This window comes from Pseudomonas sp. Root401 (genome assembly GCF_001425105.1).
GTDB lineage: Bacteria > Pseudomonadota > Gammaproteobacteria > Pseudomonadales > Pseudomonadaceae > Aquipseudomonas > Aquipseudomonas brassicacearum.
Genome location: NZ_LMDO01000025.1, coordinates 37,281 through 51,191, shown reverse-complemented (window position 1 = coordinate 51,191; position 13,911 = coordinate 37,281). Strand labels below are relative to the sequence as shown.

The 13,911-nt window shown below is 60.1% G+C and carries 12 protein-coding genes and 1 other RNA gene; 9 read left to right on the top strand and 4 right to left on the bottom strand.

Annotated features, from left to right (window positions below):
• Positions 1 to 66: 66 nt before the first annotated feature.
• A complete protein-coding gene (locus tag ASC85_RS19190; protein ID WP_057450926.1) occupies positions 67 to 594 on the top strand; it encodes an outer membrane protein assembly factor BamE in 528 nt (175 codons plus the stop codon).
• Between the two features lie 59 nt (positions 595 to 653).
• Here the strand turns inward: ASC85_RS19190 and ASC85_RS19185 are convergent, their stop codons facing one another.
• From ASC85_RS19185 to ASC85_RS19175, 3 genes are read right to left on the bottom strand one after another with little or no spacing between them, the layout of a single operon-like run.
• Complete coding sequence (locus tag ASC85_RS19185; protein ID WP_057450925.1) at positions 654 to 956, bottom strand: RnfH family protein; 303 nt, start codon at positions 954 to 956, stop codon at positions 654 to 656.
• Positions 953 to 1,396 (bottom strand): type II toxin-antitoxin system RatA family toxin, encoded by a 444-nt coding sequence (locus ASC85_RS19180; RefSeq protein ID WP_003197666.1) that lies wholly within the window; start codon positions 1,394 to 1,396, stop codon positions 953 to 955. The genes ASC85_RS19185 and ASC85_RS19180 overlap by 4 nt, the downstream gene beginning before the upstream one ends.
• Before the next feature lie 7 nt (positions 1,397 to 1,403).
• Positions 1,404 to 2,807, bottom strand: a complete 1,404-nt coding sequence (locus tag ASC85_RS19175; RefSeq protein ID WP_003197664.1) for a sodium-dependent transporter — start codon at positions 2,805 to 2,807, stop codon at positions 1,404 to 1,406.
• Positions 2,808 to 2,925: 118 nt separating this feature from the next.
• Here ASC85_RS19175 and smpB point away from each other — a divergent pair, with 118 nt between their 5' ends.
• Positions 2,926 to 3,408 (top strand): SsrA-binding protein SmpB, encoded by a 483-nt coding sequence (gene smpB / locus ASC85_RS19170; protein ID WP_003197663.1) that lies wholly within the window; start codon positions 2,926 to 2,928, stop codon positions 3,406 to 3,408.
• A 784-nt stretch (positions 3,409 to 4,192) separates the two neighbouring features.
• Here the strand turns inward: smpB and ASC85_RS19165 are convergent.
• Positions 4,193 to 4,960, bottom strand: coding sequence for an FCD domain-containing protein (locus tag ASC85_RS19165; protein WP_057450924.1), 768 nt, complete (start codon positions 4,958 to 4,960; stop codon positions 4,193 to 4,195).
• Positions 4,961 to 5,221: 261 nt separating this feature from the next.
• Between ASC85_RS19165 and ASC85_RS19160 the strand changes: the two genes are divergently transcribed.
• The 7 genes from ASC85_RS19160 (at position 5,222) to ssrA (ending at position 13,744) form a co-directional block, all read left to right on the top strand.
• Positions 5,222 to 6,916 carry a lactate permease LctP family transporter gene (locus tag ASC85_RS19160; RefSeq protein WP_057450923.1) on the top strand — a complete coding sequence of 565 codons (1,695 nt, stop codon included), beginning with the start codon at positions 5,222 to 5,224 and terminating at the stop codon, positions 6,914 to 6,916.
• Positions 6,917 to 7,066: 150 nt separating this feature from the next.
• Positions 7,067 to 7,891: a (Fe-S)-binding protein gene (locus tag ASC85_RS19155; protein ID WP_003197656.1), complete on the top strand. Its 825-nt coding sequence runs from the start codon at positions 7,067 to 7,069 to the stop codon at positions 7,889 to 7,891.
• Positions 7,888 to 9,345, top strand: a complete 1,458-nt coding sequence (locus ASC85_RS19150) for a LutB/LldF family L-lactate oxidation iron-sulfur protein (protein WP_057450922.1) — start codon at positions 7,888 to 7,890, stop codon at positions 9,343 to 9,345. The genes ASC85_RS19155 and ASC85_RS19150 overlap by 4 nt, the downstream gene beginning before the upstream one ends.
• Entirely contained in the window at positions 9,342 to 10,013 is a 672-nt protein-coding gene (locus tag ASC85_RS19145) for a LutC/YkgG family protein (protein ID WP_057450921.1), read from the top strand. Before ASC85_RS19150 ends, ASC85_RS19145 begins: the two co-directional genes overlap by 4 nt.
• Positions 10,010 to 12,877 (top strand): FAD-binding and (Fe-S)-binding domain-containing protein, encoded by a 2,868-nt coding sequence (locus ASC85_RS19140; RefSeq protein WP_057450920.1) that lies wholly within the window; start codon positions 10,010 to 10,012, stop codon positions 12,875 to 12,877. Before ASC85_RS19145 ends, ASC85_RS19140 begins: the two co-directional genes overlap by 4 nt.
• A gap of 96 nt (positions 12,878 to 12,973) precedes the next feature.
• Positions 12,974 to 13,252 carry a hypothetical protein gene (locus ASC85_RS19135; RefSeq protein WP_057450919.1) on the top strand — a complete coding sequence of 93 codons (279 nt, stop codon included), beginning with the start codon at positions 12,974 to 12,976 and terminating at the stop codon, positions 13,250 to 13,252.
• Between the two features lie 95 nt (positions 13,253 to 13,347).
• Positions 13,348 to 13,744, top strand: a transfer-messenger RNA (tmRNA) gene (ssrA, locus tag ASC85_RS31385).
• The last annotated feature ends 167 nt before the right edge of the window (positions 13,745 to 13,911 follow it).

Genomic DNA, 13,911 nt, shown 5'->3' with positions numbered 1-13,911 from the left:
TTCTCTTAATGCGGGTATGATCGGCGTTTACGTTGTCCCAGCCAAGATAGTGGAAGTCGCCCACCGATGCAAAACACCAAGCTCTTGCTAACCAGTTTCACCTTTGTGGGACTGCTCGCACTCGCCGGTTGTTCATTCCCCGGGGTTTACAAAATCGACATCCAGCAGGGCAATGTCGTCACGCAGGACATGATAGACCAGTTGCGCCCGGGAATGACCCGCCGGCAAGTACGGTTTATCATGGGTAACCCCCTGCTGACCGACACGTTCCATGCCGATCGCTGGGATTACCTGTACAGCTTGCAGCCAGGCGGCGGTGAGCGCCAGCAGGAACGCATAAGCGTTATCTTTAGCCCCAACGACCAACTCGTCAGCCTGTCGGGCGATTTCATGCCTGGCGTGAGCCGTGACGAGGCCATCTTGGGCAAGGACAGCGACAACACCGTTACTGACCCGACCCAGAAGGCCGAACAGCCGAAACCGGAAAAGCCGGCCAAGCCAGGTTCGTTGCTGGACCAGATCCAGAAGGACGTGGACAAAGCCGAGACCGTACCCGTCCCGACGCCAGAGCCTCTGGACACCTCGCCGCAATAAATTGCTGCATAAAAAAACCCGGCATGCCGGGTTTTTTATTGCCTGCCATTCAAGCCAGGTTATTGCTCCGATTGGCGTGTCTGGGCAGCCTTGGCCGCGCGCAGGCGCCGAATTTCCTTCGGATCGGCCAACAACGGGCGATAAACCTCCAGTCGATCGGCCGCCTGCACCACCTGATGCTCTGGATCGGCAACCAGCTTGCCAAAAATCCCCACCGGGCAAGTCGCCAGATCCAGCTCCGGAAACACATCGGCAATACCCGATGCCGCCAGTGCTGCGCGAATACTCGCGCCCTCCTGCACCACGCAAGTGCGCAAGACCTGACGCTCCGCCGAGGCATACACCACTTCTATCTCAATCAACGCTTGAGCTCTGCATTCTGCTTGGCCCGCTGGCAGAACGCATCGACCAGGGTATTGGCAGCCTGATTGAACAGCGGCCCCAACGTTGCCCGCACCAAAGGGCCGGCGTAGTCGAACGACAGGTCCAGGCTGATCTTGCAGGCCTTTTCACCCAGCGGCTTGAACACCCAGACACCGTGGAGCTGGTTGAAAGGCCCTTCTTCCAGATTCATCTCGATGGACTGCCCCGGCACCAGCGTATTGCGCGTGACGAAGCGCTGGCTCAAGCCGCTCTTGGCAATGTTGAGGCTGGCGCGCATATGGGTTTCAGAGCTCTCCAGCACCTCGGCCGACGAGCACCACGGCAAGAACTGCGGGTAACTCGCCACATCGTTGACCAGGTCATACAGCGCCTGCGCCGGATAGGGCAGCAAGGCCGAGCGTTGAATATGTGTCGTCATGTAAGCGTCACTTCCACAGCTGGGCGGCAAACACTACGAGAATGCCGATGGGCGCCACGTAGCGCATCAAGAACAGGCTCAAACCAAACAATACCGGGCTGCGCAGCGACAATTCATCACGTACCGCTTCACGCCCCATGATCCATCCTGCAAACACTACGAAACACAAACCACCCAATGGCAGCATGATCCGTGAGGTGAAGAAATCAATCACGCCGAAGAAATCCAGCCCTCCGGTTGCGCCCCACTGGTAGAGATGGAACAGCCCGTCTTCGTTCACGAAAAACTTCGCTTGCTTCCATATATTGAAGGAAAACACCGTGCCCAGGCCGACAAACCAGCAGGTGAAGGCCAACCAGAAGGTTACCCAAGCGCGGCTGAGCCGGGTCCGTTCAACCAGGTAAGCCACCATGGGCTCCAACAGGGAGATGGCCGAACTCCAGGCGGCGATGGCCACCAGGAGGAAAAACACCACGCCCATCACTTGGCCGAACGCCATGCTGCCAAAGGCAAAAGGCAGGCTGACGAACATCAACCCTGGCCCCTCGCTCGGATTCAGGCCGGCAGCGAACACAATCGGAAACAATGCCACCCCCGCCAACAGCGACACGAAGGTATCCAACAGCGCGACACCGACAACGGTCCGGGTCAGGGATGCATTCTTGGGCATGTAGGCGCCATAGATCATGATCGAACCGACCCCGACGCTCAGGGAGAAAAACGCATGCCCCATGGCCGGCAGCAGGCCGTCCAGGACTTTCTCCGGCTGGAAGTCGAACATGAAATGCACGCCTTCCATGAAATGCCCGGTGGTCATGCTGTAGCCCAGCAGCACCAGGATCATCACGAACAGCAACGGCATCATGATCCGCAGGCTGCGCTCAAGCCCGGCAACCACGCCCCGGGCAATCACCACCGCCGAGAGCACCATGAAAATCGTGTGCCAGAGGGTCAGCCTCCAGGGATCGGCAATCACATTGCCGAAGTAGGCGCCCACCTGATCAGGCGTCACCCCCTGAAAATCCCCACGCCCCATATCGATGATGTAGTCCAGCGACCAACCGCCAACCACGCTATAGAAAGACAGGATCAACAGCGCCGTGATCATCCCGGCGAAGGCGCCCCACGACCACTTGGGCGAGTGCCCCGCCGCCACCGCCAGCACCTTCAAGGCATTGGCCGGGCTTTGCCGGGCCCGACGACCGATCAGGGTTTCGGCCAGCATTACCGGCGCGCCGATCAGCGCAATGCACGCCAGGAACATCAGTACGAAGGCACCACCACCGTAGACGCCGACCATGTAGGGGAATTTCCAGATACTGCCCAACCCCACCGCAGAACCGGTTGCAGCGAATATAAAAACCCAGCGGCTAGCCCAACTGCCGTGGACAGAAACCTTGTCTGTCGACATCGTGATCACGCCCAAGCATTCAAAAAAGAGGCCGCATTGTCCGGGATTCACTCAACGTGCTCAAGCACGCAGCTTCACCGTAGCCGACACGCACGCAACTGCCTATAATGCCGCCCCTATGGCTAAACAGAAGAAACACCCCACAGGGACCATCGCGCAAAATAAAAAGGCGCGACACGATTACTTCATCGAACAACGTTTCGAGGCTGGCATGGTCCTGGCCGGCTGGGAAGTAAAGAGCCTGCGTGCCGGCAAGGCGCAACTGGTCGACAGCTACGTGCTGCTCAAGGATGGCGAGGCCTGGCTGCTGGGCAGCCATTTCACGCCGCTGACCACCGCCAGCACCCACGTGATCGCCGACCCGACGCGCTCGCGCAAGCTGCTGCTCAACAAGCGCGAGCTGGAAAAACTCTTCGCCTCCGTGCAGCAGAAGGGTTACACCTGCGTCTGCACGTCGTTGTACTGGAGCAAGCACTTGATCAAGTGCGAAATTGCCCTGGGCAAGGGCAAGAAGGAATACGACAAGCGCGATACCGAGCGTGAACGCGATGCCGGCCGCGAGCTGCAGCGCGCGGTACGCAACAAGGGCAAGGAAGACTGATTCTTTCGTCCTTGAGACCGCTTTCGCGAGCAAGCTCGCTCCCACACCAGATCCCGGCAACACACAGACCCTGTGTTCACTGAAGATCCACTGTGGAAGCGAGCCTGCTCGCGATGGCGTCGACACATCCGGCAGTGATGGGTCAGACAGACCGCTTTCGCGAGCAGGCTCGCTCCCACACCAGATCCCGGCAATACACAGATCCTGTGTTCACAGAAGATCCACTGTGGGAGCCGAGCTTGCTCGCGATGACGGTGGCACATGCGACATTGATGTGCCAGACAGGCCGCCTTCGCGAGCAGGCTCGCTCCCACACTAAATTCCGGCAATACACAGAATCTGTGCTCACTGAAGATCCACTGTGGGAGCCGAGCTTGCTCGCGATGGCGCGCTCCCACACTAAATTCCGGCAATACACAGAATCTGTGCTCACTGAAGATCCACTGTGGGAGCCGAGCTTGCTCGCGATGGCGTCGACACATCCGGCARTGAYGTGYCAGACRGACCGCTTTCGCGAGCAGGCTCGCTCCCACACTAAATTCCGGCAATACACAGAATCTGTGCTCACTGAAGATCCACTGTGGGAGCCGAGCTTGCTCGCGATGGCGNTCGCGAGCAGGCTCGCTCCCACACTAAATTCCGGCAATACACAGAATCTGTGCTCACTGAAGATCCACTGTGGGAGCCGAGCTTGCTCGCGATGGCGTCGACACATCCGGCAATGATGTGCCAGACAGACCGCTTTCGCGAGYAGGCTCGCTCCCACAGGGGTCCACCGGCGCAATTACATCCCTTTACGCCGCTCTGCCCGCGCCACGCGCTGCACTTCCTGACGCACCTCTTCCAAAACCTCCTGCACATACAAGATATGCCGGCTGGACACTTCCCGCGCCTGTTCGGCGTGCCCGTCCATGATGGCTTGGTACAGCTCTCGGTGCTGGCTGATCAGCATGTCGCGAGTTTCACTGCGCTGCTTGTACATGCCACCGATATTGGTGACGACGTTGCGCTTGAGCAGGTCGAACAAGCCGCGGATGGTGTGCAGCAACACCGCGTTATGACTGGCCTCGGCAATCGCCAGGTGAAACCGGGCATCCGCCGCGCCCTCCTCCGCCCGGCTCACCTCCTCGTGACGCGAGTAACAATCCTGCAGCTCGTCGAATGCCGCCGTCAGCCGCTCGCGGTCTACATCCGTGGCCCGCTGCGCCGCGTAATAAGCACAGGACGCTTCCAGGGTGTGACGGAATTCCAGCAAGTCGCGCTGCGCTTCGGGATTGCTTTCCAAAAGCTGCAGCAGCGGATCACTGAACGTCGAGCCCAGCGACTCCACCACATAGTTGCCGCCGCCCTGGCGACTGACCAACAAGCCTTTGGCCGCCAGCTTCTGGATCGCCTCGCGCAACGAAGGGCGTGACACACCGAACTGCTCAGCCAGGGTCCGTTCGGCCGGCAGCCGCTCACCGGACTTGAGCGTGCCCTCAAGGATCATGCCTTCAAGCCGCTCGACAATATCGTCAGACAAACGGCGCTGACGAATCTGATCAAACCCCATAACTCAATTCTCCACGATCCCGACGGCTCGCCGGGCTCTCTATTCTGGCCCATCCGGGCCGTGTCCACACCCATCAACGCCGTTTTTCACCACCGGATCAGATGCGCTCTGCACCGCTTATTCGACGAAATTTTCAGGGCGGCAAATTGACACACGACAACCAAGGCTTTTACCCTAGCCAACAGCGATTGTAAATTGGTATTACCAATTAACCAAACCGCTGGCAGTGCCTGACCAACAACAATTAGGGGCCCACCCATTATGCAAACCTGGCAACAGCTCTACAGCCCGCTCGGCAGCTTCGGCTTGTCCGCACTCGCGGCCGTCATTCCCATCGTATTTTTCTTCCTGGCCTTGGCGGTGTTTCGCCTCAAGGGGCATGTGGCCGGCAGCATCACCCTGGCGCTGGCGATTGGCGTGGCGATTTTCGCGTTCAATATGCCCGCCGACATGGCCTTCGCAGCCGCCGGCTATGGCTTTGCCTACGGTCTGTGGCCCATCGCCTGGATCATCGTCGCCGCCGTATTCCTCTACAAACTGACGGTCAAGAGCGGCCAGTTCGAGGTGATTCGCAGCTCGGTGCTGTCGATTACCGATGACCAGCGCCTGCAAGTGCTGTTGATCGGCTTTTGCTTCGGCGCATTCCTGGAAGGTGCCGCCGGTTTCGGTGCTCCGGTGGCGATCACTGCCGCCCTGCTGGTCGGCCTGGGCTTCAACCCCCTGTACGCCGCCGGCCTGTGCCTGATCGCCAACACCGCCCCGGTCGCGTTCGGTGCGTTGGGCATTCCGATCATCGTGGCCGGTCAGGTCACCGGGATCGACGCCTTCAAGATCGGCGCCATGACCGGTCGCCAACTGCCCTTGCTGTCGTTGTTCGTGCCGTTCTGGCTGGTGTTCATGATGGACGGCCTGCGCGGCGTGCGGGAGACCTGGCCAGCGGCACTGGTGGCTGGCTTGAGCTTTGCCATCACCCAGTACTTCACCTCCAACTTCATTGGCCCGGAACTGCCGGACATCACCTCCGCCCTGGCCAGCCTGATTTCCCTGACGCTGTTCCTGAAAGTCTGGCAGCCCAAGCGCACCGCTGGCGCCCAGATTGCCGGCGCCACCTCCAGCGCAACGGTCACCGCCAACGTCGGCGGTTTCGGTCAACCGCGCAGCACCGTGGCTTCGCCCTACAGCCTGGGGGAAATCATCAAGGCCTGGTCGCCGTTCCTGATCCTGACCGTATTGGTGACGATCTGGACCCTCAAGCCGTTCAAGGCGATGTTCGCCGCTGGCGGTTCGATGTACGGCTGGGTGTTCAACTTCGCCATCCCGCACCTGGACCAGATGGTGATCAAGGTCGCGCCCATCGTGATCAACCCCACTGCCATTCCGGCCGTGTTCAAGCTTGATCCGATTTCCGCCACCGGCACGGCGATTTTCTTCTCCGCATTGATCTCGATGCTGGTGCTGAAGATCAATATCAAAACTGGTCTTACCACTTTTAAAGAGACACTTTTCGAGCTGCGCTGGCCGATCCTGTCCATCGGCATGGTGCTGGCATTCGCCTTCGTCACCAACTACTCGGGCATGTCGTCGACCATGGCCCTGGTGCTGGCCGGCACGGGCGCGGCGTTCCCGTTCTTCTCGCCGTTCCTGGGTTGGCTGGGTGTGTTCCTGACCGGTTCCGATACGTCATCCAACGCCCTGTTCAGCTCGCTGCAAGCCACCACCGCGCACCAGATCGGCGTCAACGACACCTTGCTCGTCGCGGCCAACACCAGCGGCGGCGTGACCGGCAAGATGATTTCGCCACAATCGATCGCGGTGGCCTGCGCCGCGACCGGGCTGGTGGGCAAGGAATCGGATCTGTTCCGTTTCACCCTCAAACACAGCCTATTCTTTGCAACGATTGTCGGCCTGATCACGTTGGCCCAGGCCTACTGGTTTACCGGCATGCTGGTTCATTAAGTCCTACACGCAATACTGAAAAAACCGACGCCGAACCGTGATTCGGCGTCTGCTATTCACCACCGGGTCTGCAAGGCTGCTGAAAGATTTCCTGGCTATATTCAGCAGCCTCAGCGGACGGATAACCGGGACCACCCGGAGACACGCCTGATGAGCGAGCTTTTTTACAACGCCGTGCCGAACGCGACCCGTGTCGCCCCGCCATTGCCCGAGCCTCGGCAGTACCCCAGCGAAAAACCGCAACGGGTCTACCTGTTCGGCACTTGCGTGGTGGACCTGTTCTATCCCGAAGCCGGGATGGATGCGATTCATCTGCTGGAGCGCGAAGGAATCCGGGTGGACTACCCGCAAGGGCAAAGTTGCTGCGGCCAACCGGCTTACACCTCGGGCTACACCGAGCAAGCGCGGACAGTGGCACGGGCGCAGTTGGCCTTGTTTGCCGAAGACTATCCGGTGGTGGTGCCCTCAGGCTCCTGCGCCGGCATGCTGCGCGAGCATTATGCCGACCTGTTCAAGGACGAGCCCGACACGCTCAAACAGGTCCAGGCCCTGGCGGCCCGGACCTATGAACTGGCTGAATTCCTGCTGTTTGTCTGCAAGGTGCAGCTGAACGACAGCGGTGAACCGGTGAAGGTTGCGCTGCACACGTCCTGCTCGGCACGGCGTGAAATGAACACCCACCTGCACGGCCGCGCGTTGTTGGCGCAGCTGCGCAATGTGGAGCGAGTCGACCACAGCCACGAAAGTGAATGCTGTGGTTTTGGTGGGACGTTCAGCGTTCGCATGCCGGATATTTCCGGCGCGATGGTGGCCGACAAGACCCGAGCGCTGAAGGAATCCGGCGCGCACAAGGTCATCAGTGCCGATTGTGGCTGCCTGATGAACATCAACGGCGCACTGGAAAAGCAGCAGGAGGCGTTACGCGGCCAGCACCTGGCGAGCTTCCTCTGGCAGCGTAGCGGAGGTGTCGCATGAGCACGCCGACGCTGATTCCGACCGTTGAGGTGCAGGAAGATTTTCGCGCCCGAGCCCACAAGGCCCTGGCCGACACGCAACTGCGAAACAACTTTCGCAGCGCGATGGATTCACTGATGACCAAGCGGGCAACGTCCTTCAGCGATGCCCACGAAAGAGAACACCTGCGCGTGCTGGGCAATGCCGTCCGCGCCCGTGCGTTATCGAAGCTGCCCGACTTGCTCGAGCAACTTGAAAGCAACCTGACCCGCAACGGTGTGAATGTGCACTGGGCGGAAACGGTGGACGAAGCCAATGGCATCGTCCTCTCGATCATCCGCGCTCACGAGGCGCGGCAAGTGATCAAGGGCAAATCGATGGTCAGCGAAGAGATGGAGATGAACCATTTCCTCGAGGCTCGGGACATTGAATGTCTTGAGTCCGACATGGGGGAATACATCGTCCAGCTCGACCACGAGAAGCCTTCACACATCATTATGCCGGCGATCCACAAGAATGCCGGTCAGGTCGCGTCCTTGTTCCACGACAAACTCGGCGTGGAGTACACCAAGGACGTTGACCAACTCATTCAGATCGGTCGCAAGGTATTGCGGCAGAAATTCTTCGAGGCCGACATCGGCGTCTCCGGCGTCAACTTCGCCGTCGCTGAAACCGGCACGCTGCTGCTGGTGGAAAACGAAGGCAACGGGCGGATGTCCACCACCGTGCCGCCGGTGCACATTGCCGTGACCGGCATCGAAAAAGTCGTCGAGAACCTGCGCGACGTCGTGCCGCTGCTGTCGCTGCTGACCCGCTCGGCCCTCGGCCAGCCGATCACCACCTACGTCAACATGATCTCCGGCCCGCGCAAGCCTGAGGAACTGGACGGCCCCCAGGAAGTCCACCTGGTCCTGCTCGACAACGGTCGCAGCCAGGCGTTTGCCGACAGCGAATTGCGCCAGACGCTGAACTGCATCCGCTGCGGCGCCTGTATGAATCATTGCCCGGTCTATACCCGAATCGGCGGTCATGCCTACGGCGAGGTTTACCCGGGACCTATCGGAAAAATCATCACGCCGCACATGGTCGGCCTGGCCAAGGTGCCGGACCACCCGAGCGCATCTTCGCTGTGCGGTGCCTGCGGTGAAGTGTGTCCGGTGAAAATTCCGATCCCGGCTTTGCTTCGACGGCTGCGGGAAGAAAACGTCAAGGCGCCGGACAGCCCCCATCAAGTGATGCGCGGCCAGGGCAGCAAATACTCGCCCAAGGAACGCTTCATCTGGAATGCCTGGGCTCGACTCAATAGTTCGCCACGGTTGTATCGGCTGTTCGGGTTCCTCGCCACGCGCCTGCGCGCCCTGACGCCCAACAACGTCGGCCCCTGGACCCAGAACCACAGCGCCCCCAAACCCGCCGCCCGCTCATTGCATGACCTGGCCCGCGAACACCTGAACCAGCAGGGAGACCGCCGATGAGCGCCAAGGACAATATCCTCGCCAAGCTGCGTAAAAGCCTGACCGGCGCCACGCCCGTTGCCGACAACTTCGACGTCGAGCTGGTGACGCAGACCTACCGCTATGCGCCCGAAGAACGTATCCCGCAATTGCGCAAATTGATGGAGGCGGTGCACACCGAAATCCACCTGACGTCCGACGAAGGCTGGCCGACCCTACTCGCGCAATTGCTGCGCGACCGCCAATTGCCGAGCCTGCTCATCGCCCCGACCACCGCGCACGGGGAAAAAATCACACAGTTCTGGGCGAACAATCCGGACCTGCCAACCCTCAAGGCCTACGACCGTCCGGTAGAAGAGTGGAAGGCCGAATTGTTCAACGACACCCCCGCCAGCCTGACCGGGACCCTTGGCGCCATCGCCGCCACCGGCAGCCTGATTCTCTGGCCAACCCGGGAAGAGCCGCGACTGATGAGCCTGGTCCCTCCGGTGCATTTCGCCCTGCTCAAGGCCAGCGAGATCCGTGACAACTTCTATGAAGTGCAGCAGGAATTCGAGTGGGCCCAAGGCATGCCCACCAACGCCCTGCTGGTATCGGGCCCGTCGAAAACCGCCGACATCGAACAAGTCCTGGCCTACGGCGCCCATGGTCCGAAGGATCTGGTGGTCTTGATTCTGGAGGACCAATGACCCTTCCAGCCTCTTTCCTACACGACGTCCAACAACTGATCCCGCAGAAACGCCGTTTCGACGATCCGCTGTCGACTTTGGCCTTCGGCACCGACGCCAGTTTCTATCGGCTGATTCCAAAACTGGTGGTGCGCGTCGAATCCGAAGATGAAGTGATCGCCCTGCTGAAACTGGCCCAGCGCGACCAGGTGCCCGTCACTTTCCGCGCCGCCGGCACCAGCCTGTCCGGGCAAGCCATCAGCGACTCGGTGCTGATTGTGCTGGGGGATAACTGGAACGGGCGCGAGATTCGTGAACAGGGCACGCAGATCCGTTTGCAGCCCGGCGTGATCGGCGCCCAGGCCAACGCCTGGCTGGCGCCGTTCGGGCGCAAGATCGGCCCAGATCCGGCGTCGATCAACGCCTGCAAAATCGGCGGCATCGTCGCCAACAACGCCAGCGGCATGTGCTGCGGCACGGCGCAGAACACCTATCACACCCTGGCCGGCATTCGCCTGGTACTGGCCGATGGCACGCGCCTGGATACCGAAGACGACAGCAGCGTGGCGGCTTTTCGTACGAGCCATGGCGAACTGCTGGAACGCCTGGCGACTCTGGGCCGTGAGACCCGCGCCAACACTGAATTGGCTGCGCGAATCCGGCATAAATACCGTCTGAAAAATACCACCGGCCTGTCACTCAATGCCCTGGTGGACTTCGACGAGCCTGTGGATATCTTGAGCCACCTGCTGGTCGGCTCCGAAGGCACTCTCGGCTTCATCAGTGCGGTGACCTACAACACCGTCATCGATCATCCGAACAAAGCCTCGGCCCTGATCGTCTTCCCCGATGTGGAAACCTGCTGCAACGCCGTCACCGTGCTGAAAAGCCAGCCAGTCTCGGCCGTGGAGCTGCTGGACCGCCGCAGCCTGCGCTCGGTGCAGGACAAACCGGGCATGCCGGATTTCGTACAACATCTGTCGACCAATGCCTGCGCCTTGCTGATCGAATCCCGCGCCGCCTCTTCATCTTTACTGCAAGAGCAACTGGCCCGGATCATGGCCTCCCTGGCCGGCTTCCCGGTGGAAAAACAGGTCGACTTTACCGAGGACCCACGGGAAAATGCCCGGCTCTGGGCGATCCGCAAAGACACCTTTCCAGCCGTGGGTGCGGTACGCAAAACCGGAACCACGGTGATCATCGAAGACGTGACCTTTCCGGTGGAGCAACTGGCCATTGGCGTCAACCGTCTGATCGAACTGTTCGACAAACATCACTACGACGAAGCGATCCTTTTCGGACACGCGCTGGAAGGCAATCTGCACTTCGTCTTCACCCAAGGCTTCAACAACCCTGAAGAAGTCGCACGCTACCAGGCGTTCATGGACGACGTGGCGCAGTTGGTGGCGGTGGAATTCGGCGGTTCGCTGAAAGCCGAACATGGCACCGGACGAAACATGGCGCCGTTCGTCGAGCTGGAATGGGGCAGTGACGCCTATCAGTTGATGTGGCAGCTCAAACGCCTGCTCGACCCCAACGGCATCCTCAACCCGGACGTGGTGCTCAGCGAAGACCCGCAGATCCACCTCAAGCACCTCAAACCGCTGCCGGCCGCCGATGAGATTGTGGATAAGTGCATCGAGTGCGGTTTTTGCGAGCCGGTGTGCCCGTCCAAGGACCTGACCTTGAGCCCGCGCCAGCGCATCGTGATCTGGCGGGATATCCAAGCCAAGAAACGCGCCGGCACGGACACCACCGAACTGGAACGTGCCTACCAATACCAGGGCATCGATACCTGCGCCGCCACGGGGCTGTGTGCACAACGTTGCCCGGTAGGCATCAATACCGGCGAGCTGGTGAAAAAACTGCGCAGCCGTGACGCGACGAAGACGAAAACCGCCAACTGGATTGAAGGAAATTTCGCCACCACATTGCAAGGCGCACGCTTCGCCCTCCACGTCGCCAACGGTGCGCGCATGCTGCTGGGCGCCCCCCGCCTGGCGAAACTGTCGGCCTCGTTGACGCGGCTATCCAAAGGCCAGGTGCCACAGTGGACCAACGCCATGCCCCAGCCGGAAAAGGCCATCCGTTTCAGCCCCGCCGTGTCGGACGAACGGCCGAGAGTCGTGTACCTGGCGGCGTGCGTGTCGCGGGTCATGGGCCCGGCGGCAGCGGACAAGGAGCAAATGTCGCTGTACGACAAGACCCGCGGTCTCCTGGAAAAGGCCGGTTATCAGGTAGTCTTTCCAGACAACGTGGACAGCCTCTGCTGCGGCCAACCCTTTGCGTCCAAAGGCTACACCGAACAGGCCGAACACAAGCGCCAGGAACTGATCGGCGCCTTGCTGCACGCCAGTCGCGGCGGGCTCGACCCTATCTACTGTGACACCAGCCCCTGCACATTGCGGCTGGTCCAGGACCTTGGCGACGTGCGCCTGGACCTGTATGACCCAGTGCGCTTCATCCGCACCCATCTGATGGATCGTCTCGACTTCACCCCCCAAGAGGCGCCCATCGCGGTACACGTCACGTGCAGCACGCAGCACCTCGGCGAAAGCCAGGCGCTGATCGACCTGGCGCACAAGTGCAGTAAAAACGTGGTCATCCCGGAAGGCATCCATTGTTGCGGTTTCGCCGGCGACAAGGGCTTCTCCACGCCAGAGCTGAACGCCCACTCGCTGCGCTCACTCAAGGACGCGGTACAGCATTGCAGCGAAGGGGTTTCCACCAGCCGCACCTGTGAGATCGGTCTTACCCAACACGGCGCAATTGACTACCACGGGCTGGTGTATCTGGTAGACCGTGTCACCCGCCCCAAACCCGCCAACGGTGAGGGCCTTGCGATGGGACTCGAAGAAAAATCGAATTCCTGCGCGTCGCTGTAGTCACTTGAATAGGCCCGGCTGCGCTGGGCCATCCACCGACTCGGCCCGGCCGCGACTGTCCAGCGGCACCGAGACCAAACGTTCAAGGAGATACACATGAAGCGCACCGCACTTGCTGGCTTGTTCATTTCCGCTGCGATGTTGGCCTCTCCGGTGTTTGCCGCGGACAACAACCTCTGCACAGTCAAGCTCCAGGAATTGAAGGATAAAGTAACTACGCTGCCTGCGACCTCCGAAAACACCACCATGGAGATCAAGCGCCTGCAGGGCGACGCCGAAGCCGCCAATGCTGCCGGTGATGAGAAAAAATGCATCGCTGCAGCCACCCAAGCACTCGCCCGCGTGGACAAACTGAGTAACGAGCCAGCGCAGTAATCAAGACCAGGCCAACCTTCGGGTTGGCCTCAGACGCGGATTGGCGTACACTGCAAATGCCTGCCACTCCTCCAGCTCCACGGAGTGACAGGTTCGGGGCCGTTTAGGATTCGACGCCGGTTGCGAAACTTTAGGTGCATGCCGAGTTGGTAACAGAACTCGTAAATCCACTGTTGCAACTTCTATAGTTGCCAATGACGAAAACTACGGCCAGGAATTCGCTATCGCTGCGTAAGCAGCCTTAGATCCTGAGCTTCTGGTACCTTCGGGTCCAGCAATCATTAGGGGATGTCTGTAAACCCAAAGTGATTGTCATATAGAACAGAATCGCCGTGCAGTACGTTGTGGACGAAGCGGCTAAAACTTACACAACTCGCCCAAAGCACCCTGCCCGTCGGGTCGCTGAGGGTTAACTTAATAGACACGGCTACGCATGTAGTACCGACAGCGGAGTACTGGCGGACGGGGGTTCAAATCCCCCCGGCTCCACCACTTCATCATCTAAAGACGTCCATGGACGTCTTTTTTTGTGCCTGGAATCCAGTAAATACGGGGGTTTCAGGGCCATTGAGCTCCACAGCGCTTCAGGCAGATCCATTTTGAAATGTATTCCAAGGCGTATTCCAAGCCCGTGACTGGTAAATTTTGGAATACACAAA